Consider the following 21,042-nt stretch of genomic DNA (forward strand, 5'->3'; position numbering starts at 1 on the left):
CGGCAGCGGGCTATCCGAGCAGGACGATGTCCACGTCCGCGCCCGCGGCGACCTCGGTGGTCTCCTCGGGGACGACGATCAGCGCGTTGGCGTGCGCCATGGCCTTGATCAGGTGGGAGCCGGCGCCGCCGACGGGGGCGACCGTGCCGGCCTCGGCGTCGTAGGAGCCGCGCAGGAACTGGCGCTTGCCGCGGGGGGAGGAGGCGATGGATTCGGTGCACCGGGCGGCGGTGGTGGGGCGGTGGACCTCGGGCAGCCCCCTCAGGGCCCGGATGGCGGGGCGGACGAACAGCTCGAAGGAGACGTACGAGCTGACGGGGTTGCCGGGCAGCGCGAGGAGCGGGGTGCGGTCGGGGCCGATGAGGCCGAAGCCCTGGGGCTTGCCGGGCTGCATGGCGAGGGTGCGGAACTCGACGGTGCCCCCGGCGAGGGGCGAGCCGTCGGCCTCCGTCGCGGACAGGGCGGTCAGGGTCTCCTTGACCACGTCGTACGCGCCGACGCTGACGCCGCCGCTGGTGACGACCAGGTCGGCCCGGATGAGCTGGTCCTCCAGGGTGGAGCGGAGGGTTTCGGCATCGTCGGCGACGGCGCCGACGCGGTAGGGAATGGCGCCGGCGGCGCGGGCGGCGGCGGTGAGCTGGAAGCTGTTGGAGTCGTGGATCTGGCCGGGGCCCAACGCCTCGCCGGGCTGGACCAGTTCGCTGCCGGTCGACATCACCACGACGCGGGGGCGGGGGCGGACCGTGACCGTGCCGCGGCCGATGGCGGCGAGCAGGCCGATCTGGGAGGGGCCGAGCACCGTGCCCGCCCGCAGCGCCGGCTCGCCTTCGGCGACATCGCTGCCGCGGGCGCGGATATGGGCACCGGCGGCGGCCGGGCGGTGGACGCGGACCTCGCCGGCGGCGTCCTCGGGGGCGGCGCTGTGGGCGCGCATCGCGGCGGCCGGTCCCCCGCCCGTCCCGCCGTCGGTCCATTCGACGGGGACGACGGCCTCGGCGCCGGGCGGCAGCGGGGCGCCGGTCATGATGCGGGCGGCCTGGCCGGGGCCGACCTCCGGGAGCTCGCCGCTGCCGGCCGCGACATCGCCGATGACGGTGAGGGCGACCGGGGACTCCTCGGTGGCGCCCGCCACGTCGGCGGCGCGGACCGCGTAGCCGTCCATGGAGCTGTTGTCGAAGGGCGGCAGGGAGACGGGGACCGTGATGTCCTCGACCAGGACGCAGCCCTGTGCCTCGAGGATCTGCAGCTCGATCGGGTCCAGCGGGGCGATCTTCGCCAGGACGTCGTCGAGGTGCTCGGCCACCGACCAGACGCGGTCCTGGTGGCGGGTCTGGCCGGTGGCGTGGTTCAACGTCCTACATCTCCTCGGTGACGTAACTGCGCAGCCAGGCACGGAAGTCCGGGCCCAGGTCCTCACGTTCGCATGCCAGTCTGACAATGGCACGCAGATAGTCGCCCCGGTCGCCGGTGTCATAACGGCGGCCCTTGAAGACCACGCCGTGCACCGGGCCGCCGAGGGCGGGATCGGCGGCCAGCGCCTGGAGGGCGTCGGTGAGCTGGATCTCGCCGCCGCGGCCCGGGGCGGTCTTGCGCAGCACCTCGAAGACGGCCGGGTCGAGGACGTAGCGGCCGATGATGGCGAGGTTGCTGGGGGCCTCGGCCGGGTCGGGCTTCTCGACCAGGTCGGAGACGACCACCACGTCGTCGTCGCCGGTGGGCGCGGCGGCCGCGCAGCCGTAGAGGTGGATCTGCGCCGGGTCGACCTCCATGAGGGCGATGACGGAGCCGCCGTGCTGCTCCTGTATCTCGACCATGCGCTGCAGCAGCGGGTCACGGGGGTCGATCAGGTCGTCGCCGAGGAGGACCGCGAAGGGCTGGTCGCCGACGTGCGGTGCGGCACACAGCACCGCGTGGCCCAGACCCCTGGGGTCGCCCTGCCGCACGTAGTGCATGGTCGCCAGGTCGCTGGACTCCTGCACCTTGGCGAGCCGGGACTCGTCGCCCTTGCGGTGCAGGGCCTCTTCGAGCTCGTAATTGCGGTCGAAGTGGTCCTCGAGCGGACGCTTGTTGCGTCCGGTCACCATCAGCACGTCGGAGAGTCCGGCGGCGGCCGCCTCCTCCACCACGTACTGGATGGCGGGCTTGTCGACGACCGGGAGCATCTCCTTGGGTGTGGCCTTCGTGGCGGGGAGAAACCTGGTGCCGAGGCCGGCCGCGGGGATGACAGCCTTGCTGATCCGTGTGTGCGATGGGGTCATGCGCGACACCATAACCGGCCCTATCGGAACGATGATGAGGGTCTGGTGAATAGGGCATGAGAGCGGGAGCAAGGGCACACAGTGAGCATCGATCACGGTAGGAAACAGAGGTTGCGACGGGGTCTCCTGGAGGTGAGGAGAGCATTGCCGGCGGATGTCGTCGCCGCGACGGGCGAGGCGCTGGCGCGACGGACGCTGGAGCTGGACGAGTTGGCCGGGCCCGTCCCGCCGCGCGCCGGCAGCGCGCCGACCGTCGCCGCCTATGTGTCGATCGGCGGCGAGCCCTCCACCCGTGCCCTGCTGGACCGGCTGCGGGCCGCGGGGGTGCGGGTGCTGCTGCCCGTCCTGCTGGCGGACAACGACCTGGACTGGGCGCTCTACGAGGGCGCCGAGCGGCTCGTCCCGGCGGGCCGGGGGCTGCTGGAACCGGACGGGCCGCGGCTGGGCCCCGAGGCCGTCACGGCGGCGGACGTGGTGCTGCTGCCGGGGCTCGCGGTGGACCGCGGCGGGCTGCGGCTGGGACGCGGCGGCGGCTCCTACGACCGGGTGCTGGCCCGGCTGGAGCGGGCCGGTGCGCGGGCCTCGCTGGTGGTGCTGCTCTACGACGCGGAGGTGCTGGCCGAGGTGCCGGCCGAGCCGCACGACCGGCGGGTGCATGCCGCGGTGACCCCGTCGGCGGTGCACCGGTTCACGGCGCCGGGAGCCCGTACGGAGGGCTGAAGCGGGCGGCGGCCGAAGGGGACCGGAGACGCCCCGCCGCGAAGCCGCGGCACGAACGCCGTCGGGCGGACCGGAATCATCCGGCCCGCCCGACGGCGTGGCGATCACCAGAGGGCGGCGGGAGCGCCGCCCGCCCCTACGGCGACAGGGTCAGCGTGTCCTTGCCCGCCTTCTTGACGGCGTCCTCGCTGTACGCCCAGGGGAGCAGGTCGCCCTTGGCCCACTTGTCGGTCTGGTCGTAGTAGTGGGCGTCGTAGGCGTGCCCGGAGGCGCCGGTGAGGTTGATCCAGCGGGACTTGTCGAGGTCGCCGAGGTTGACCACCATCCGCATCGACGGGACCCAGGTGACCTTGTAGCCGCCGGCGGCGTTCCAGCCGGTGGCGTCGACCGCGGCCTCGCCGCCGCCGACGTTCCAGGGGCCGCGGTTGAACAGGCCCTGCAGGAAGCCGGGACCGTCGGTGCCCAGGGTCTGGTTCTTCAGGAACATCTGGTGCAGCCGTCCCCAGCTCCAGTTGTCGATGTTCTTGCCCAGCTTGGAGGTCAGTTCGTAGCGCGCGTCCTTCATGGCGTGCGCCAGGAGCTGGTCGCGGTTCTTGTCACCGGGGCGGCCGGGCCGGTCCTCGGTCTTCCACCAGGCGTTGTTCGGGTCGTCGAGGATGCCCCGGACGACCTCGTACCAGCGGTCGCCGCCGTCGGGCTGGGCGGTGTCACCGTCCCGCTCGCCGCATTCGCGGATGTACTTGTCGTTCTCGTCGGCGGGGCCGGTCTCGTCCGCCGGGCGGACGGTCAGGCACTGGCCGTCGGGGCGCAGCTCCTTGGGCATCTTGTTGCCGAAGGCGAGCTTGAGGGTGTTGCGCCAGACGGCGTTGAAGTAGGCCGCCGCGGCGGAGTCGGGCTCCTGGGTGAAGTCCCAGCCGTCCAGCAGCTGCTGGGCGTCGCGGACGTACTTGTCCTTGATGTCGACCTTCGTCAGGTACGGCGTCAGCAGCCGGGCGATCTCGCTGCTGTTGTCCTTCTGGAAGGCCTGCATGTCGTCGGTGGAGACCTTGCCGCCGTCCTTGATCTTCGACTCGATCAGGTCGTTGATCCGCTGGCTGCGGGAGCCGTAGCCCCAGTCCTTGGTGAGGAGGTAGGGGTACTTCTCGTCGGTGACGGCCTGGTTGGCGGTGACGATGTAGCCGCGCTGGGGGTTGTACTCGTACGGCAGGGCCTTCTGCGGGATGTAGCCGGTCCACCGGTACCTCGGGTCCCAGCCGGGCGCCGGGAAGGTGCCGTCGAAGGTGCCGTCCCCCTTGCCGCGGACCGGGATCCGGCCGGGGGCCTGGTAGCCGATGTTGCCCTTGGTGTCGGCGTAGATCAGGTTCTGCGAGGGGACCTCGAAGTGCTCGGCGGCCTTGCGGAAGCCGTTCCAGTCCTTGGCACGGTTGAGCTCGAAGACCGCGTCCATGGACTTGCCGGGGTTCAGCGCGCTCCAGCGCAGCGATACGGCGTAGCCGTCGCCGCGGTCGGGTGCGGCGTTGCCGACGGGGGCGTCCTTGCCGACATTGGCGATCTCGCCGTCGCGGTCGGAGACGATCGGCCCGTTGTTGGTGGAGCGGACGGTGATCTGGTGGCTCTCCCCGTCGGCGACCTTGATGGTCTCCTTGCGGGTTATGAAGGGCTGCTGCTTGTTGTCGTAGAGGTAGCCGTCGGAGTTGACCTTCTCCAGGTAGAGGTCGGTGACGTCGGCGCCCAGGTTGGTCATGCCCCAGGAGACGTCCTGGTTGTGGCCGATGACGACGCCGGGCATACCGGAGAAGGTGAAGCCGGAGACGTCGTAGTTGCACTTGGGACCGGTACTACGGCAGTGCAGGCCCATCTGGTACCAGAGCGAGGGCATCTGCGGCGCCAGGTGCGGGTCGTTGGCGAGCAGCGGCTTGCCGGTGGTGGTGTGCGCACCGGAGACGACCCAGGAGTTGGAGCCGATGCCGTTGCCGTTGGGGCCGAGCAGCGCCGGGACCTTCTCGACGGTCTCGGACAGCGCGGACAGGCCCGACTGCAGGCCCGCGGCGGCGCCGGCGGGGGTGGAGTTCGCCGAACCCTTGGGCGAGAACTTCTTGGTGGCGGGGTCGACCGCGCCGTCCTGGACGATCGGCTTGTTCCGCTTGTACGGGTATGCGGGGTAGAGCTGGGCGATCTGCTCCGGGGTGAAGCGGCTGGTCATCAGGGAGCGGTCGATCTCCTCCTGCATGTTGCCGCGCAGGTCCCAGGCCATCGCCTTGAGCCAGGCCACCGAGTCGACCGGCGTCCACTTCTCGGGCTTGTAGTCGTTCTGGAAGTCCAGCGCCGCGTACTCCAGGGAGACCGCCGAACCCTCGTGGTCCTTGAGGTAGGCGTTGACGCCCGCGGAGTAGGACTGCAGGTACTTCTTGGTGCTGGGCGAGAGCTTGGTGTCGTACTCCTTCTGCGCCACGTCGTGCCAGCCGAGGGTGCGCAGGAACGAGTCGGTCTTGACCTGGCTCTTGCCGAACATCTCCGAGAGCCGCCCGGAGGTCATGTGGCGTCGTACGTCCATCTCCCAGAAACGGTCCTGGGCCTGGACGTACCCCTGGGCGCGGAAGAGGTCTTCGTCGGTGTCGGCGTAGATCTGCGGAATGCCGTTGGCATCGCGGACGACGTCCACCGGGTTGGTCAGGCCCGGGAGTTTGAGCGAGCCGGTGGTCTGCGGGAGCGAGGCGCGGACGGTACTGACCCCCCAGAACGCGCCGAAGCCGATGCCCGCCACGAGCAGCAGCACGACCGTGATCGCGACGAGGCGGCCGCGCCGCCCCTTCTTTTTCCTGGGGACTGGGCCGGACTTGTTGGCGGGCATCTCTGTCCTTCGAGGGGCAGGGTGGGAGTGCTGGAGCAACCATAGGCGCACGGGTTCGGCTACCCCTACGCGGAGTCACCGCGAGCACCTCCAACCTTCAAGCAATGGTAAATTGTTAGTCTCAGTAACTAGATACGGTAAGGAAAGACCCCTCCGGAACCCGTGCGAGGAAGGACCAGCTCCTGACTGTCGACCACCTCAACGAACTCCTGCTGATCTGCTCGCTCGTACTGCTCATCGCGGTTGCCGCAGTACGGCTCTCCTCGCGCAGCGGGCTCCCCAGCCTGCTCATCTACCTGGGGATAGGCATTGCCATAGGCCAGGACGGCCTGGGCGGCGTCGTCTTCGACAACGCCGAGCTGACCCAACTCCTCGGCTACACCGCCCTGGTCGTGATCCTCGCCGAGGGCGGTCTGGGCACGAAGTGGAAAGAGATCAAGCCGGCGCTGCCCCGGGCGGTGTCGCTCTCGACGGTCGGCGTCGCGGTGAGCGTGGGGGTCACCGCGGCCGGAGCGCACTATTTCGCCGGGCTCGACTGGCGTCAGGCGCTGCTGATCGGCGCCGTGGTCTCCTCCACGGACGCCGCGGCCGTCTTCTCCGTGCTGCGCAGCGTGCCGCTGCCGGCCCGCCTGACGGGTGTGCTCGAAGCCGAATCCGGCTTCAACGACGCCCCCGTGGTCATCCTCGTCGTCGCCTTCTCCACCGCGGGGCCGGTCGAACACTGGTACGTCCTGCTCGGTGAGATCGCCCTGGAGCTGGCGATCGGCGCCGCCATCGGACTGGCCTTCGGCTGGCTCGGCGCGTACGGCCTGCGGCATGTGGCGCTGCCGGCGTCCGGCCTGTACCCGATCGCCGTCATGGCCATCGCGGTCTCCGCCTACGCGGCCGGTGCGCTGGCGCACGGCTCCGGCTTCCTCGCCGTCTATCTGGCCGCGATGATCCTCGGCAACGCCAAGCTGCCGCACTCGCCGGCCACCCGCGGCTTCGCCGAAGGCCTCGGCTGGATCGGCCAGATCGGCATGTTCGTGCTGCTCGGCCTGCTGGTCACCCCGCACAACCTGCTGGACGACATCCTGCCCGCGCTGCTGATCGGCATGATCCTCACGCTCGTGGCCCGGCCGATGTCCGTCTTCGTGGCGCTGCTGCCGTTCCGGGTGCCCTGGCGGGAGAAGAGCCTGCTGTCGTGGGCCGGACTGCGCGGCGCGGTGCCGATCGTGCTGGCCACCATCCCGATGGTCGGCGACGTCCCCGGCAGCGAACGGGTCTTCAACATCGTCTTCGTCCTGGTCGTGGTCTACACCCTCGTCCAGGGGCCGACGCTGCCCTGGCTCGCCAGGCGGCTGCGGCTGGGCGACGGCGAGGAGGCCGCGGACCTGGGCATCGAGTCGGCGCCGCTGGAGCGGCTGCGCGGCCATCTGCTGTCCACGTCCATCGGTCCGGCGTCCCGTATGCACGGCGTCGAGGTCGGCGAGCTGCGGATGCCGGCGGGCGCCGCGGTCACCCTCATCGTCCGGGACGGCTCCAGCTTCGTACCGTCGCCGTCGACGGTGCTGCGGCGCGGCGACGAGCTGCTGGTGGTCGCCACCGATCCGGTGCGCGACGCGGCCGAGCGGCGGCTGCAGGCGGTCTCGCAGGGCGGCAAACTGGCCGGCTGGCTGGGCACGGGCGGGCCCGTGGGGCGGCGCGGACACCGGCACCACTGAGGCCGCCGAGGTCCGGCACCGACGCCGCAGCCCCGGAAATGTGCTGCACATCTCCACGGATCCCAAGGAAATTTCCGTGAGGCCCTGGCCAATCCCAGGGCTTCACGGGCTGGGGCCTGTAGGATGAAAAGGCAACATCGACGAACCAACTCTGCCTGATGCAGAGCTGGCGCGACCGCTCGGCGGCCGCGGTCCCCTGCCACACGCAGCCACCCTTCCGGTGCGGACCACGCGGTATCACTCGGTCCTGCGCGAGAGGACAGCTCTCGGCGCGCACCTGTGACGACCTCTCGGGTGGCGCGCTACCAGGCGGCAGAAAGGCCCGGCCGTGGCATCCGCGGTCAAGGACTCCCGTTCCGGATACGGACCACTGCTCCGCACCCCTGGTGCATGGACATTCCTGCTGCCCGGCTTTCTGGCCCGGCAGCCCTTCGCCATGCTGACGATCGGCATCGTGCTGCTCGTCGAATCCACCACCGGCTCGTACGGCATCGCGGGCGCGGTCTCCGCCGCGACCGGTGTCTCGATGGCCCTGTTCGCCCCGCAGAGCGGCAAGCTCGCCGACCGTTTCGGGCAGCGCGCGGTGCTGATCCCCGGCGTACTGGTGCATGTCGCCGGCGTCGCCGCACTGACCGCTCTTGCCCTCGCCCACGCCCCCCTGTGGGCGCTGTTCGCGGTGGCCGTCCCCACGGGCGCCTCGACGCCGCAGGTCGGCCCGATGGTGCGGGCCCGCTGGGCCGCCCGGCTCGGCGGCAGCCCGCTGATGCCGACGGCCGCCGCCTTCGAGTCGGTGACCGACGAGTTCACCTTCGTCGTCGGCCCGGTGCTGGCCACCGCGCTGTGCACCGGCATCCACCCGGCGGCCGGTCTGGTCGCCGAGGCCGCGCTGACGCTGGCCGGCGGGCTGCTGTTCGCCTCCCAGCGGCGCAGCCAGCCCCCGGTGCACCGGCCGCAGGGCGGCGACCGGGCGCGCGTCTCGGCGCTGTCGGTGCCCGGCGTCCGCGTCCTGATCGTGGCGTTCCTCGGCATCGGCGCCGTCTTCGGCGGGATGCAGGTCTCGCTGACCGCGTTCACCCAGCACATCGGGCAGCCCGGCATCAACGGCGTGCTCTACGGGATCTTCGCGGGCGGCAACATGCTCGCCGGCATCGCCTGCGGGGCCATCTCCTGGAAGGTCGGCCCGCGGCGCCGGCTGCTGGTCGCCTACGGGCTGCTGGCGCTGGCCACCACCCCGCTCTGGGCGGTGACCGCGGTACCGCTGCTCGGCGCGGTCGGCCTGGTCGTCGGCCTGTGCATCGCCCCGGCCCTGATCACCGGCTACACGCTGGTCGAGTCGCTGGTGCCGGCCGCCGCCCGCACCGAGGCCTTCACCTGGCTGACCGGCGCGGTCGCGCTGGGCCAGGCGGCCGCCGCCACCTCCGCGGGCCAGCTCGCGGACGGCTTCGGGCCGAGCACCGGATTCCTGGTGCCGCTGGTCGGTACGGCGCTGGCCCTGACGGTGCTGCTGGCGCTCCGCGCCCATCTGCTGCCGCGCCCGTCGTCCGGGGCCGCCGGCAGCCCCGCGCACGGTGCCATCGCCCAGGCCCCGGCGGTCTCCGACGACCGGGAACGGGAGCTCGCGCGCGCCTGAACGGACGTGGAGTCGGTCACCGTACGGCGATCACGGTGGACTGACGCGCGGGAATACTGCAATATGGAGCGTCGTTAGCACTCATCGAGTGAGAGTGCCAGGAGGAAGACAAGTGCCGACCTACCAGTACCAGTGCACCGAGTGCGGCGAGGGCCTCGAGGCGGTGCAGAAGTTCACCGACGACGCGCTCACGGAGTGCCCCGCCTGCAACGGACGCCTCAAGAAGGTGTTCTCCGCGGTCGGCATCGTCTTCAAGGGCTCCGGCTTCTACCGCAACGACAGCCGCGGCTCGTCGTCCAGCAGCAGCCCCGCGAAGAACTCCTCCGCGTCGAGCACGTCCTCGTCGGACTCCTCGGGCTCCTCGTCGAGCTCCTCGTCCGGCAGCTCGGACAGCAAGTCCTCGGCACCGGCCGCGGCGTCGTCGTCCGGCAGCACCTCGGGCACCAGCTCCGCAGCCTGACCCCACAGCTCTTCGGGCCCCGCCGTCACCGACGGCGGGGCCCGCTGTCTTACGGGTTCCTTTCGCCTTCGCCGCCCGCCCCCGCCGGGCCGCGATGCCCCGATAGTGTGACCGGCATGGCTGAAGCGGAGATTGGTGTAATCGGCGGTTCGGGGTTCTACTCCTTCCTCGACGACGTGACCGAGATCACGGTCGAGACCCCCTACGGGAGCCCCAGCGACTCGCTGTTCCTGGGAGAGATCGCCGGCCGCCGGGTCGCGTTCCTGCCGCGGCACGGCCGCGGCCACCACCTCCCGCCGCACCGCATCAACTACCGCGCCAACCTGTGGGCGCTGCGCTCGCTGGGCGTACGCCAGGTCCTCGCGCCGTGCGCGGTCGGCGGCCTGCGCCCCGAGTACGGCCCCGGCACGCTGCTGGTCCCCGACCAGCTCGTCGACCGCACCAAGGCCCGCCCCCAGACCTACTTCGACGGCGAGCCGCTCCCCGACGGGACCATCCCCAACGTCGTCCACCTGACCTTCGCCGACCCGTACTGCCCCACCGGGCGGCAGACCGCCCTCAAGGCGGCCCGCGGCCGGGACTGGGAGCCGGTCGACGGCGGCACCCTGGTCGTGGTCGAGGGGCCCCGCTTCTCGACCCGCGCCGAATCGCGCTGGCACGCCGCACAGGGCTGGTCGGTGGTCGGCATGACGGGCCACCCCGAGGCCGTCCTGGCCCGCGAACTGAGCCTGTGCTACGCGTCCTTGGCACTGGTCACCGACCTGGACGCGGGCACCGACACCGGCGACGGCGTCTCCCACGAGGAAGTCTTCCGGGTGTTCGCCGAGAACGTGGGCCGGCTGCGCGAGGTCCTGTTCGACGCGGTCGCCGCCCTTCCGGCCAACGCCGACCGCAGCTGCCTGTGCACCGAGGTCCACACCGGCTGGGACCTGGGTATCGACCTGCCGTAGCGCCCCCACCTGACCGCCCGGCCTCCCCCCTTCCGGGTGGCCGGGTTGTCCACAGGCGCGGGGTCGTCCACAGCCCGCGGCGGGCCGGCGCGGATTCCGGCACGGTGGTGAGCCCGGTTCCTCAAACCCCTCATCACAGGCGGTGCCGACCATGCCCCGTAGCTCTTCCGCGCCCCCTCATTTCCCCGACCCCGACCTCCTCTCCGCGCCGCTCCCCGCGCCCCCGCCGTGTGAAGTGCCGCACTTCGCTCCCGTACGGGCGGGCGGCGGGCGGCGCCGATGGGGGCGGAGCGCGCGGCAGCGGCTGCTGGCCGCCGGCCTGGCGATGACCGCCGCAGCACTGGCCGGCGGAGCCTCGTACGGTGCCGTACGAGGCGCTCCCCCTCCCGGCTGCCCGTCGTCGGCGGCCGTGGGAGGGCGGTGACCATGCTCCAAGATCAAGTGGCATCCGCCTCCCGCTCCCGCGAGACTGCTGCGCATGGCGGGGCATCCGCCGCGCGCCAATGGGGGCGCGCCCACCGCACCACCACCGCGGTATCCGTCCACGGCATCCGCAGGGCCGAAACCCTCCGCCGGACACGCACCGCGGCCTCGGCCGATCGCCGGTTCGTGGTGCACGACTGGACAGCTCCGCCCCGCCCTGCCGTAAGTTGCGGTGCGGATTGTTGGTGCACCGTCCCCAGTGAGCGTGGAAAGAGGCTGTCAGGTGAGCGAGAGCAAGGGCGTTATTCAGGGATTCAAGGAATTCCTGATGCGCGGCAACGTCATCGAACTCGCGGTCGCGGTGGTCGTCGGTGCTGCCTTCACGAACATCGTGAACGCCGTGGTCAAGGGCGTGATCAACCCGATCATCGGCGCCCTGGGCTCACAGAACCTCGACAACTACAAGGCCTGCCTCACCACGTGCGGGACGAACAAGAAGACAGGCGAATTCACCAGCGGCATCTACGTCCTCTGGGGCTCGGTGGTCAGCGCCGCCCTGACCTTCCTGATCACCGCCGCGGTCGTCTACTTCCTCATGATCCTTCCGATCAACAAGTGGAAGGAGCGCCAGGCGGCCAGGAAGCCGGTCGACAACACCCCCGTGGACCCGACCGAGGTCGAGCTCCTCATCGAGATCCGCGATGCGCTGATCGCCCAGCGCACCGGATCGCCGTCCGTGCCCTCGTCCACCGCGGGGATCATCGGCACACAGAAGACTCAGCAGTAGCGGGCGCCCACAGCGGCCGGCACACGCCGCCCCCTCGCCTCGCTCAGAGGTGGTGGGGCGGCTTTTCGTCGAGGAAGCGAGCGAGGTCGGCGGCGCTGTCCCTGCCGTCCGCACGCTCGCCCCAGCCACGGTCGGTGTCGTCCGAGGACTGCTGGTTCAGGGGGTCGTCGAAGATCAGCCTCGCCGCGGGCTTGCGGGCCGGGCGCGCGGGGGACGAAGGGGCGGGCGCCTGCGCGGGGGCGCCGCGGGGGCCGTCCTGGGGCGCGGCGTCGGGCCCGGCCTGGGGCGCGGACTCGGACACGTCCCGGGATGCGGACCCGGAGACGTCCTGGGCCGTGGGGGCCGACTGGGGTTCGGGGGTGGTGCTCACCCGTCCAGGGTACGGGCGGGCCGGGGGCGGCGTTCGGCGCAGTCCGTCCGGAGCCCGTCGTTCAGGAGCGGTACAGCGCCTGGGCGCGGGCGGCGTCGAGGGGGGCGTCCTCGGGGATCGGCAGGAAGTACTTCACCTGCCACGCCTGGGTGCTGCGGGCCTGGCGGTTGGTCGTCTCCACCCACGGCGGGTAGACGCGGAACGCCCGCTTCCCGCCGGTGCCGTTCCTGGAAACGATGTCCCGTTCGCAGAGCACCTCCCGCGGAAAGACGAAGTGCCCGAGGTTCCGCTCGTCGCGGCAGCTGATGACGAAGAGATCAATCGGATCCTCGGAGTCGAACGGCGCAATCGGCCCGTCGGAGCTCCGCTTCCACACCGTGACGAACTGACCGACCTTCGTCGGGGTCGTCTTGGCCACCCGGAACCTGACGGAGCAGCCATCGAGCGTGAACTCATGCGCCGCGTACTCGGCACTCTCGGCTTCGGGCACCGGCCTGGAGCAGGTGAACGCACACGGGTCGTACACCCTCGCCTTCGCCACGAGGAGGTCCTCATGCAGTGAGTCCCCATCCGCCCAAGGCTGGACATCCACGGGACGGCACTCCGACGAGTCCGAGAGATTTGTCGCCATTGCGCCATCGTGTCATCACCGAGCGGGGCGCCGGGCGGTGGGGTACGGGTGCGCGGCGTCGGGCCGGCTGCTGCTGCCCGGTCTGCGACGGCGGGGCGGAGGCGAGAGGACCGGGGGCGAGTGGCCCGGGGGGGCGAGCGGCCCGGGGGCGAGAGGTCCAGGAGGCGAGCGGGCCGGGAGGCAAGAGGTCCAGGAGGTGGGAGGCCTAGGAGGCGGAAGGTCCAGGAGGCGGAAGGTCGAGGAGGTGGGGGCGCAGTAAGCAAACAGAAGGCCCGGTATGCCGGAGGGCAGTAGACGGGGTGGTCCGGTCCGGTCAGCGCACAGGCCTGGCCCGGTTCAGGCGTCCGGCGAGGATCCGGCGTGGGATCCGGAGTGGGGTCCGGCGCGCTCAGTCCAGGGGGAGGTCCAGTTCACCGACGATCTGAGGGCCGCTCGTCTCTCCGGTCGGGCGGAAACCGAGCCGGAGATAAAACCGCTCGGGCCCGTGCTCGCCCGGAACCCAGCTCACGGTGGCGCGTGTCTGCCCACGCCTCCGAAACTCCTCACACACGGCCTCCACGGCGAACCGGCCGTACCCGTGCCCCTGGTGGCCCGCGGCTATGTTCAGCCGCCAGATGCCGGAGCGCAGTCTGTCCTCCAGGTTGTCGGGGTCGAAGCGCACCAGAAAGAAACCCATGACGAAGCCCACGAGTTGCTCACCGTCGAAGATCAACCGAGGCCAGGCGACCTCGGGTTGCGCATACGCCTCCGCCAGCGACCGCGCAACCGGCGCCACCAGCCCCTCCTGGTCAGGCCGAACCTTCAGCCGGCACGCGGCTTCCACGTTGTCCGGAGTGACCTTCTCCAGGCGCAGCGATGACGTCATGCCGGCAACGTACCCGTCACCCAGGAGGAGGTCGACGGGATAAGCCTCACCTGCCGCGCACCCACGGCGGGGAAGGAGGGGGTGGAGGCGACGGAGGCGGAGGTGGAGGCGGAGGCGGCGGAGGTGGAGGCGGCGGGAGGGTGGGGAGGGGAGGGGAGGGGAGGGGAGACCCTCCGGGCAGCGGTCCGAGTCACGGGGGCGCACAGGCGCTTGGCGTGTCAGTGGCCCTTGTCGTGGGTGGGTATGGGGCGCGGGCGGTGCCAGTCCTGGGGGCGGGTCGGCGGGCCCTGGGTGCCGTGGCTGCGCCTCAGGGGGCGGTTCCGGGTGGTGCCGGGGAGGGGATGGCGGGGGTGTGCGTACTCATGGCGGGCCATGGGACAGCGGCCTTTCCGGTCGGGGGAGGGTGCGACGGCCCGGTCGGAGGAGTCGACGGGCGGCCGGTTCGTTGACCCGGGCGGTAGGGCGATGGGCGACGCCGAGGGCGAGGAAGGTGGTGGTCGCTGCGTCGGGGAGCGGTGCGACGTCGGAGTACCGCAGCGTGCGGATGCCCAGGAGGACGGCGGCAACCATCAGGAGCAGGACGACGGCCGATCTCATCGGCATCACCGGAGCAACAGGGATCGCTGAGAGCTCAGGGGTCACAGGGATCGCTGGGACTGTGGGGGCCACTGGGATCCCAGGGGTCGCGAGGGCCGCAGGGAGCACGAGGATCGCTGGAGCCGCAGGGACCACAAGGGTTGCGAGGACCGCTGGGAGCGCGATGGCCGCTGGGGGCGCCGATGGCCTCGGCCGGGAGGGCGCCACTGGTGCCCCTTGACTCGAAGCCGGGGCAGGTGGGGCGTCTGATGGCTGTGACACGGGCCCCACGCTAGGCACGTATACGGCAAACGGCTTGTTTTGTGGTCTCAGTGGGTGAATCTGTGCCGCTTCGCTGGACGAAGGGCCCGCGCCTCCCGTCGATAAGGGGAGGGCCCTTCGTCAGTAGGGGGAGGGCCACCCGTCGGCAGGGGGAGTGCCACCGATCCGCTTCGTAGTGGGTGGGGGTCGCGCCTCCCCTCCATGGGCGCGAGTCCACGTCTCTTTCCGCCGGCCGTGGGCGGGCTCGCGCCTCTTCTCGCCGTGGGCGGGCTCCCCCGGATGGGAGCGGGATCCCCCCGCTGGGAGCTGGGATCCCCCGATGGGCGGGCTCCCCCCGCTGGGAGCGGGACCCCCCGACGGGACGCCTCTCCCCCGATGGGCGGGCTCCCCGTCCCATATGGCGCGGGCGCCCCCGTAGGCGCCGGCTGCCCGGGCAGCACGGGGGCCGCCCTGGGGGCCTGCCGGCCGCTCAGCGAGTGGCTGCCGGGACGCCCAGCGCTTCGTGCCACCACAGGTCGCGGCCCGGCTTCCAGGAGACCGGGCGCGAGCACCGGTTCACCACCAGCACCGTGCGGTCCGGCACGCCCCCCGCGGCCGCGCCCCGTGCCAGCGCATGGTCCAGCAGCGCCTTCACCGGCCGTACGGCCCCGTCCCAGAACGCCGCATCGGCCGTGATCAGTACCCGCGCGGAGGACTCACGGGTCCGCGCGACCAGTTCGGGCACAGTTAACGAGACCGGCAGCGTGGTGCGTATCGCGTCCAGCCGGCCGCAGGCGAGCGTGGCGATCACCGACTCGGGCACCAGCGGAAGATGCACCGCGACCCGGTCACCGGCCCGCACCCCGAGCCGGGTGAGCGCGGCCGCGGCCCGCCCGGCCTGGTCCAGGAGCATGCCGTGCGTCAACTCCTCCTGGCGCCCGGGCTCCCCGCTCCAGGTGAGGGCGATTCGCGACGCCTCCGGTTCCTGCACTTCCCGGGCGTCATCTGCATGCTCTGAGGTCATACGGCGCAACATGCGGATCAGGATGTAGATCATCGATCAACGTTCGCTGAACGTCCGCTGTATGAGGCCCGCGTTCGTCTCGCTGCCGCGGCCGGGCGGCACCACTCGTCCCGGACTTCCGTCCGGTCTCCGGCCGGGTCCGCCCACGTGGCCTGCGCCTGTCGCCCAAGTCTTCCTGCCCTTTCCCTGGGTATTCCATCCCCCCTCTCTCTGCCCTTTGTCACTTTGTCTGGAACCCCTGGAACCCCAATAGCCCCAGTAGCCCCCGGACGCTCCGGACGCCCGCAACTTCCGTACCTGACCCCGCTTCCCTGACCGCTTCGATGGCCGCTTCGATGACCGCCTCGCGCTCACCCGGGCGCAGGGTCTCGGCCGGGACCGTCGATTCAGGAACGCAGCCGCCCACCGGCCGCGCGCTCACCCCACGCTCGCGGCCACCGCGTCGTACCCCCCGACCACATCGCAGACGTCCCCGAACCCGCGTGCCTCCAGGAGTGCCGCCGCGATCACCGACCGGTTGCCGCTGCGGCAGTACAGGACCACCGGGCGGGCCGGGTCCAGCTCGTCGATGCGGTGCGGAAGTCCGGCCAGCGGGATGTTGCGGGCGCCGGGGAGGGCGCCGGCTTCGTACTCGGCCGGGTTACGGACATCGATCAGCTGGACAGCCGAGCGGGCACCGGCCGGGCAGGCACCCGAAAGCGAGGCATCGGGCGACAGGGCATCCGGCGATGAGGCTTCGCCCGCAAGGACATCGAGCGGGCGGCCGTCCGCCGGGCCGGTAGCGGACATGTCAGGCTGCGGCAGAGGCAGTTCGTCATGGCGGACGCGGTGGCTGCGGCGGGCGAGGGTGGGCGTGCGGTCCAGTACGGCGGCCGGGTCGGGCAGATGGCCGAGGACGTGGTCGTAGCCGATGCGGGCGAGGCGGAGGCGGGCCTCCTGCTCCGTGCCGGGGTCGGCGAGCAGCACGATGGGGGTGCCCGGGGCGACCACGCTGCCGGCGTACTCCGCGAACCGGGTGTCCAGGCTCGTATGGAGCGAACCGGCCAGGTGGGCGCGCGTGTAGGCGGCCAGGGGGCGGCAGTCGAGGAGGACGGCGCCCTGCCGGTCGCGGGCCGCGAGGGCCTCGTCCAGGGTGAGGGCGGGCGGCGGACCGGGCTCCAGGAGGGGGTGGCCGTCGCGGTTGAGGGCCGCGTCATGCGCGAAGTACCCGGGGGCGGTGGGCTGTCCCGCGGTGACCAGCCGGACGAAGTCGGCCTCCGGCATGGGCTGGAGGGCGTAGTTGAAGCGGCGTTGGTCGCCGATGGTGGAACTGGTCTCGCTGGAAAGACTGCGGCCGCAGGCGGAGCCGGCGCCGTGTGCGGGAAAGACCCGGGTCGCGTCCGGGAGGGTCATGAGTTTGGTGTGCAGGGAGCGGTGCAGACGGGCGGCCATGTCCTGCGAGGAGTGCCCGGCGGCGGACAGCAGGTCGGGGCGGCCGACATCGCCGACGAAGAGGGTGTCGCCGGTGAGCACGCCGAAGGGCACCTCGTCGTCGGGGTGTTCGTGGATGACCAGGCAGATGGATTCGAGGGTGTGGCCGGGGGTGGCGAGGACGGTGAGGGTGACCCCTGCGCCGTCGTCCGGTCCGAGGGAGATCCGCTCGCCGTCCCGTAACCGCCGTATGGGGAAGCCGGTTTGGGCGGCTTCGCCGAAGGCGATGGCGGCGTCGGTGGCCCGTGCGAGTTCGAGGTGGCCGGAGAGGAAGTCGGCGTGAATGTGCGTCTCGATGACGAGTTCGATGCGCAGGCCGGCGGCTTCCGCGTCGTGCAGGTACTCGTCGATATCGCGGCGCGGGTCGACGAGGACGGCGCGTCCGGTGGCCTTGTCGCCGATCAGATACGACGCCTGGGAGAGGCAGTCGAGGTAGTACTGCGCGAAGTGCACGGTCGGCCTCCAGGGGTGCGCGGGGCCCGTACGCGGCGGCTGGGCCCCTTCGGGCGGGTGCGTTGTGCGGATGCACGGATGTACGTACATTAGGGAGCCGGGTGGCGGGCCACAAGCCGGGACCGTCGCCCCTGCACACCATGTGACGCCCCAACAGGCAGTCATCAGGCCCCAGCAACAGACGAGCAACAGACAAAACAGCAGGCCAAAAAGCAGGCAGGACACCGGCGCCAACGGGGCGTGCGTACTGCGCGGCCCGTGCGACGTCCTGTCCGCTGCCTCGCACGGCATCGGCCGGCTCGACTGCGCCCACCGGCTCGGTCGTACCGGCCGACTCGGCGCCATCGACCGGCTCGGCATCGACGACCGCACCCACCACCACCCCGTACGCCCGCGGAGGAAACCACCATGACGACCGAGCCGCCGGACGGCGCGCACGGCCCGCGTCCCCTGGACCGGCGCTCGCCGCTGCCCCTGTGGGCGCAGCTCTTCGACGATCTGCGCCGCCGGATGGAGAGCGGCGAATTCAGCGCGGAGTTCCCGGCCGAGCACCGGCTCACGGGAGAGTACGAGGTCAGCCGGCACACCGTCCGTGAGGCGCTGCGCAAACTGCGCGCCGACGGCCTGGTGATCGCCGAACGCGGCCGTACCAGCCGGCTGGACATTCGCCGCATACAGCAGCCGCTCGGCTCGCTCTACAGCCTCTTCCGCGAGCTGGAGGGCCAGGGCGTGGAGCAGCGCAGCGAGGTGCTGCGGCTGGAGCGCACAGTGGACGGGACGATCGCCGGGCATCTGGGGCTGGTTCCGGATGCGCCGCTGGTCGTACTGGAGCGGTTGCGGCTCGCGGACGGCGAACCGCTCGCCCACGACACCGCGTATCTGCCCGCCGAGGTCGCCGAGCCGCTGCTGGAAGCCGACTTCGGGCACACCTCGCTCTACGGCGAGCTGACGCGGCGCTGCGGGGTGAAGGTCACCGGCGGGCAGGAGCGGATCCAGCCGTTCCTGCCGGACATCCGGCAGGCCTGGCTGCTGGGGCTGGCCGACCGGGAGGCGGCGTTCACCATCGAGCGGCTGGGGCGGGCCGGGGAGCGTCCGGTGGAGTGGCGCGAGACGGTGGTCCGCGGCGACCGGTTCGCCTTCGTCGCGGAGTGGTCCGGCGAGAGCCGGGCCGTCGCCCTGGCGCCACGGGCCTCGTGTCCGTCCTCATAGCCGCCGCGGCGCTGCCGTGCGGCCTGCTGATCGGGCTGCTGCTGGGTGCGCTCGGCGGCGGCGGATCCGTGCTGGCGGTGCCCGCGCTGGTCTACGTGCTGGGGCAGTCGCCGCACGAGGCGACGGCGGGCGCGCTGATAGTCGTCACGGTCGGCGCGGTGACGGGGCTGGTCTGCCATGCCCGTGCCGGGCGGGTCCGGTGGGCGGCCGGTGCGGTCTTCGGGGCACTGGGCACGGCCGGCAGCTACTTCGGCTCCCGGTGGAGCGCGGCGCTGGACCCCACGGTGCTGATGGCGGCCTTCGCGGGCCTGCTGCTCGTGGTGGCGGCGATGCTGGTGTCACGGGGGCTGCGCGAGCGACGGGCGGCGGACGGCGTTCGCCCCTTAGGGGTGTCCACGGAGACGGAGACGGTGCACTCGGTGGAAACGGTGCACCCGGAGGAGGGGAGGGATCCGGTGCCCTTACGTGACGTCCCGGAGCCCCGGACCTCCCACGAGGCCCCGGAGCCGGTGCCCTTACGTGGCGCCCCGGAACCCGCGGCCTCCCCCGGCACACCGGAAGCCACGCCCTCCCACGAGACCCCCGAGCCCCCCGAGCCCGCACGCTCCCCCGACACCGCTGGCCCGGCCCCCTGCCTCGACCGCCCCGCACACTCCGCACACTCCGCTCACCCCACCCGCCCCGTACGGTTCGCCCTGACCGCCTCCGCCGTCGGGCTCCTCACCGGCTTCTTCGGGGTCGGCGGCGGCTTCGTCGTCGTACCGGCCCTCACGCTGGTCCTGGGCCTGGAGATGCCGGTCGCGATCGGCACCTCGCTCCTCGTCATACTTCTCAACTCCCTCACGGCGCTGGGCACCAGGGCGGGCACCGGCTCCCTGGACTGGCCGCTGCTGGCCGGCTTCGCGGCCTGTGCGGCCCTCGGCAGCCACCTCGGCAACCGCCTCACCACCCGCCTGCGCCCCCAGACCCTGACCACGGCCTTCGCGGGCCTCGTCACCGTCCTCGCCCTCACCATGGCGGCCACCGCCCTCCCCCGCCTCTGGAGCCCCTAGCCGCGCCGGCCCCCACGGGACCGCCCGTTCGCCCACCGTTCCGTCCCCTGTCCCCCAGTCCCCTCCCGTCCCACTCGCTCTCCAGGAGGAAGCACATGGCCCCCGCACCCGCCGCCCCGTCCCACCACCAGGTCCTCATCGTCGGCGGTGGCACCGCCGGCATCACCGTCGCCGCCCGGTTACGCCGCGCCGGAGTGCGCGGCATCGCGCTGCTGGAACCCTCCGAGACGCACTGGTACCAGCCGCTGTGGACGCTGGTCGGCGGCGGCCAGGCCCCGCTGCGCGCCGCGCTGCGCACCGAGGCGGACGTCATGCCGCCCGGCGTGCGCTGGCTGCGGGAGCGCGCCACCGCCGTGGACCCGACCGCCCGCACGGTCACCACGGCCTCCGGCCGGGTCCTCTCCTACGGGCGGCTGGTGCTCGCCCCCGGCCTGCAGCTCGACTGGGAGGGCGTTCCCGGCCTGGCCGAGGCCCTCGGCCACGGCGGGGTGAGCAGCAACTACCGGCCCGACCTCGCCCCGTTCACCTGGGAGGTGATCCGCAGGATGCGGAGCGGGACGGCCGTGTTCACCATGCCGTCCGGGCCGGTGAAGTGCGGTGGCGCCCCGCAGAAGATCGCGTATCTGGCGGCCGACCACTGGCGCAAGCGCGGCGTGCTGAGCGCGATCCGCACCATCCTGGTGCTCCCGGAGCCCGCGATGTTCAAGGTGCCGGTCTTTTCCCGCGCGCTGGCGGAGACGGCCCGGCGGTACGGCATCGAGGTGCGGCTGAGCTCGGAGATGACCCGGCTCGACGGCGCGGCCCGCGAGGCGGTGATCACCGACCACACCACGGGCAAGGACGAGACCGTCCACTACGACCTGCTGCACGCCGTGCCGCCGCAGCGCGCCCCGGAGTGGCTGGCCAAGGGGCCGCTGGCCGACCCCGACTCCCCGTACGGGTACGTCAAGGCCGACCGGGAGACCCTCCAACACCCCGATTTCCCGAACGTGTTCGTGCTCGGCGACGTCGCCAACCTGCCGACGTCCAAAACGGGTGCCGCGATCCGCAAGCAGGCCCCGGTCGTCGTCGCCAACCTCCTCGCCGGTCTGCGCGGACGGCCCGCCCCCGCCCGCTACGACGGCTACACCTCCTGCCCCCTGGTCACCGCCCGTCACAAGATGCTGCTCGCCGAGTTCGGCTACGACCTGCAGCCCACCCCCTCCATCCCCTTCATCGACACCACCCGGGAACGCACCGACATGTGGTTCCTCAAGCGCTATGGGCTGCCGCAGCTCTACTTCAAGGGCATGCTCAAGGGTCTGGCCTGATCCGGTCGACGGCCGGGTGCGGCGGCGGGGCCCGGCCCC

At 71.9% G+C, this 21,042-nt stretch carries 18 protein-coding genes; 9 read left to right on the forward strand and 9 right to left on the reverse strand.

Going from position 1 to position 21,042, the window contains the following annotated elements:
- Nucleotides 1-10: 10 nt before the first annotated feature.
- Together glp and galU are read right to left on the reverse strand one after the other, a co-directional pair.
- Nucleotides 11-1,351, reverse strand: a complete 1,341-nt coding sequence (glp, locus tag Scani_RS32470; protein WP_159481315.1) for a molybdotransferase-like divisome protein Glp — start codon at nucleotides 1,349-1,351, stop codon at nucleotides 11-13.
- 4 nt (nucleotides 1,352-1,355) lie between these two features.
- Nucleotides 1,356-2,258: a UTP--glucose-1-phosphate uridylyltransferase GalU gene (galU, locus tag Scani_RS32475; protein ID WP_159481316.1), complete on the reverse strand. Its 903-nt coding sequence runs from the start codon at nucleotides 2,256-2,258 to the stop codon at nucleotides 1,356-1,358.
- Between the two features lie 87 nt (nucleotides 2,259-2,345).
- Between galU and Scani_RS32480 the strand changes: the two genes are divergently transcribed.
- A complete protein-coding gene (locus Scani_RS32480) occupies nucleotides 2,346-2,978 on the forward strand; it encodes a 5-formyltetrahydrofolate cyclo-ligase (protein WP_281392312.1) in 633 nt (210 codons plus the stop codon).
- A 136-nt stretch (nucleotides 2,979-3,114) separates the two neighbouring features.
- Here Scani_RS32480 and Scani_RS32485 read toward each other — a convergent pair whose 3' ends face one another.
- Complete coding sequence (locus Scani_RS32485; RefSeq protein WP_159481318.1) at nucleotides 3,115-5,829, reverse strand: penicillin acylase family protein; 2,715 nt, start codon at nucleotides 5,827-5,829, stop codon at nucleotides 3,115-3,117.
- Nucleotides 5,830-6,011: 182 nt separating this feature from the next.
- On the opposite strand from Scani_RS32485, the gene Scani_RS32490 reads away from it, so the two are divergent.
- From Scani_RS32490 to mscL, 5 genes are all read left to right on the forward strand, one after another.
- The gene (locus Scani_RS32490) at nucleotides 6,012-7,532 is read left to right on the forward strand and encodes a potassium/proton antiporter (RefSeq protein WP_159482504.1); all 1,521 of its coding nucleotides are present in this window, start codon (nucleotides 6,012-6,014) and stop codon (nucleotides 7,530-7,532) included.
- Between the two features lie 328 nt (nucleotides 7,533-7,860).
- A complete protein-coding gene (locus Scani_RS32495) occupies nucleotides 7,861-9,162 on the forward strand; it encodes an MFS transporter (protein ID WP_159481319.1) in 1,302 nt (433 codons plus the stop codon).
- A gap of 112 nt (nucleotides 9,163-9,274) precedes the next feature.
- Nucleotides 9,275-9,622 (forward strand): FmdB family zinc ribbon protein, encoded by a 348-nt coding sequence (locus Scani_RS32500; RefSeq protein WP_159481320.1) that lies wholly within the window; start codon nucleotides 9,275-9,277, stop codon nucleotides 9,620-9,622.
- A gap of 116 nt (nucleotides 9,623-9,738) precedes the next feature.
- The gene (locus Scani_RS32505) at nucleotides 9,739-10,572 is read left to right on the forward strand and encodes an S-methyl-5'-thioadenosine phosphorylase (RefSeq protein WP_159481321.1); all 834 of its coding nucleotides are present in this window, start codon (nucleotides 9,739-9,741) and stop codon (nucleotides 10,570-10,572) included.
- Between the two features lie 706 nt (nucleotides 10,573-11,278).
- On the forward strand, nucleotides 11,279-11,782 hold the full coding sequence (mscL, locus tag Scani_RS32510) for a large conductance mechanosensitive channel protein MscL (RefSeq protein ID WP_159481322.1): 504 nt from the start codon (nucleotides 11,279-11,281) through the stop codon (nucleotides 11,780-11,782).
- Between the two features lie 43 nt (nucleotides 11,783-11,825).
- On the opposite strand, the gene Scani_RS32515 is transcribed toward mscL, so the two are convergent.
- The 6 genes from Scani_RS32515 to Scani_RS32545 all read right to left on the reverse strand — a co-directional run bounded on the left by Scani_RS32515 (nucleotide 11,826) and on the right by Scani_RS32545 (nucleotide 17,432).
- Nucleotides 11,826-12,152, reverse strand: a complete 327-nt coding sequence (locus Scani_RS32515; protein WP_159481323.1) for a hypothetical protein — start codon at nucleotides 12,150-12,152, stop codon at nucleotides 11,826-11,828.
- A gap of 61 nt (nucleotides 12,153-12,213) precedes the next feature.
- Nucleotides 12,214-12,783, reverse strand: coding sequence for a MepB family protein (locus Scani_RS32520; protein WP_159481324.1), 570 nt, complete (start codon nucleotides 12,781-12,783; stop codon nucleotides 12,214-12,216).
- 388 nt (nucleotides 12,784-13,171) lie between these two features.
- Nucleotides 13,172-13,648, reverse strand: coding sequence for a GNAT family N-acetyltransferase (locus Scani_RS32525; RefSeq protein WP_159481325.1), 477 nt, complete (start codon nucleotides 13,646-13,648; stop codon nucleotides 13,172-13,174).
- 360 nt (nucleotides 13,649-14,008) lie between these two features.
- Nucleotides 14,009-14,245: a hypothetical protein gene (locus Scani_RS32535; RefSeq protein WP_159481326.1), complete on the reverse strand. Its 237-nt coding sequence runs from the start codon at nucleotides 14,243-14,245 to the stop codon at nucleotides 14,009-14,011.
- A 730-nt stretch (nucleotides 14,246-14,975) separates the two neighbouring features.
- Nucleotides 14,976-15,509: an AMP-binding protein gene (locus Scani_RS32540; protein ID WP_246296273.1), complete on the reverse strand. Its 534-nt coding sequence runs from the start codon at nucleotides 15,507-15,509 to the stop codon at nucleotides 14,976-14,978.
- A gap of 417 nt (nucleotides 15,510-15,926) precedes the next feature.
- The gene (locus tag Scani_RS32545; RefSeq protein ID WP_159481327.1) at nucleotides 15,927-17,432 is read right to left on the reverse strand and encodes an MBL fold metallo-hydrolase; all 1,506 of its coding nucleotides are present in this window, start codon (nucleotides 17,430-17,432) and stop codon (nucleotides 15,927-15,929) included.
- Nucleotides 17,433-17,840: 408 nt separating this feature from the next.
- Between Scani_RS32545 and Scani_RS32555 the strand changes: the two genes are divergently transcribed.
- The 3 genes from Scani_RS32555 (at nucleotide 17,841) to Scani_RS32565 (ending at nucleotide 21,003) form a co-directional block, all read left to right on the forward strand.
- On the forward strand, nucleotides 17,841-18,641 hold the full coding sequence (locus Scani_RS32555; RefSeq protein WP_159481329.1) for a GntR family transcriptional regulator: 801 nt from the start codon (nucleotides 17,841-17,843) through the stop codon (nucleotides 18,639-18,641).
- Complete coding sequence (locus tag Scani_RS32560; RefSeq protein ID WP_159481330.1) at nucleotides 18,626-19,693, forward strand: sulfite exporter TauE/SafE family protein; 1,068 nt, start codon at nucleotides 18,626-18,628, stop codon at nucleotides 19,691-19,693. Before Scani_RS32555 ends, Scani_RS32560 begins: the two co-directional genes overlap by 16 nt.
- Before the next feature lie 95 nt (nucleotides 19,694-19,788).
- Nucleotides 19,789-21,003: an NAD(P)/FAD-dependent oxidoreductase gene (locus Scani_RS32565; protein ID WP_159481331.1), complete on the forward strand. Its 1,215-nt coding sequence runs from the start codon at nucleotides 19,789-19,791 to the stop codon at nucleotides 21,001-21,003.
- Nucleotides 21,004-21,042 lie beyond the last annotated feature (39 nt).

It is taken from the genome of Streptomyces caniferus (assembly GCF_009811555.1).
In the GTDB taxonomy this organism is placed as follows: domain Bacteria; phylum Actinomycetota; class Actinomycetes; order Streptomycetales; family Streptomycetaceae; genus Streptomyces; species Streptomyces caniferus.

Coding starts and splice junctions, on each gene's coding strand:
- Scani_RS32525 (WP_159481325.1), bottom strand. CDS start 13,648: ATGACGTCATCGCTGCGCCTGGAGAAGGTCACTCCGGACAACGTGGAA.
- Scani_RS32565 (WP_159481331.1), top strand. CDS start 19,789: ATGGCCCCCGCACCCGCCGCCCCGTCCCACCACCAGGTCCTCATCGTC.
- Scani_RS32535 (WP_159481326.1), bottom strand. CDS start 14,245: ATGAGATCGGCCGTCGTCCTGCTCCTGATGGTTGCCGCCGTCCTCCTG.
- Scani_RS32505 (WP_159481321.1), top strand. CDS start 9,739: ATGGCTGAAGCGGAGATTGGTGTAATCGGCGGTTCGGGGTTCTACTCC.
- Scani_RS32485 (WP_159481318.1), bottom strand. CDS start 5,829: ATGCCCGCCAACAAGTCCGGCCCAGTCCCCAGGAAAAAGAAGGGGCGG.
- Scani_RS32555 (WP_159481329.1), top strand. CDS start 17,841: ATGACGACCGAGCCGCCGGACGGCGCGCACGGCCCGCGTCCCCTGGAC.
- Scani_RS32520 (WP_159481324.1), bottom strand. CDS start 12,783: ATGGCGACAAATCTCTCGGACTCGTCGGAGTGCCGTCCCGTGGATGTC.
- Scani_RS32540 (WP_246296273.1), bottom strand. CDS start 15,509: ATGACCTCAGAGCATGCAGATGACGCCCGGGAAGTGCAGGAACCGGAG.
- galU (WP_159481316.1), bottom strand. CDS start 2,258: ATGACCCCATCGCACACACGGATCAGCAAGGCTGTCATCCCCGCGGCC.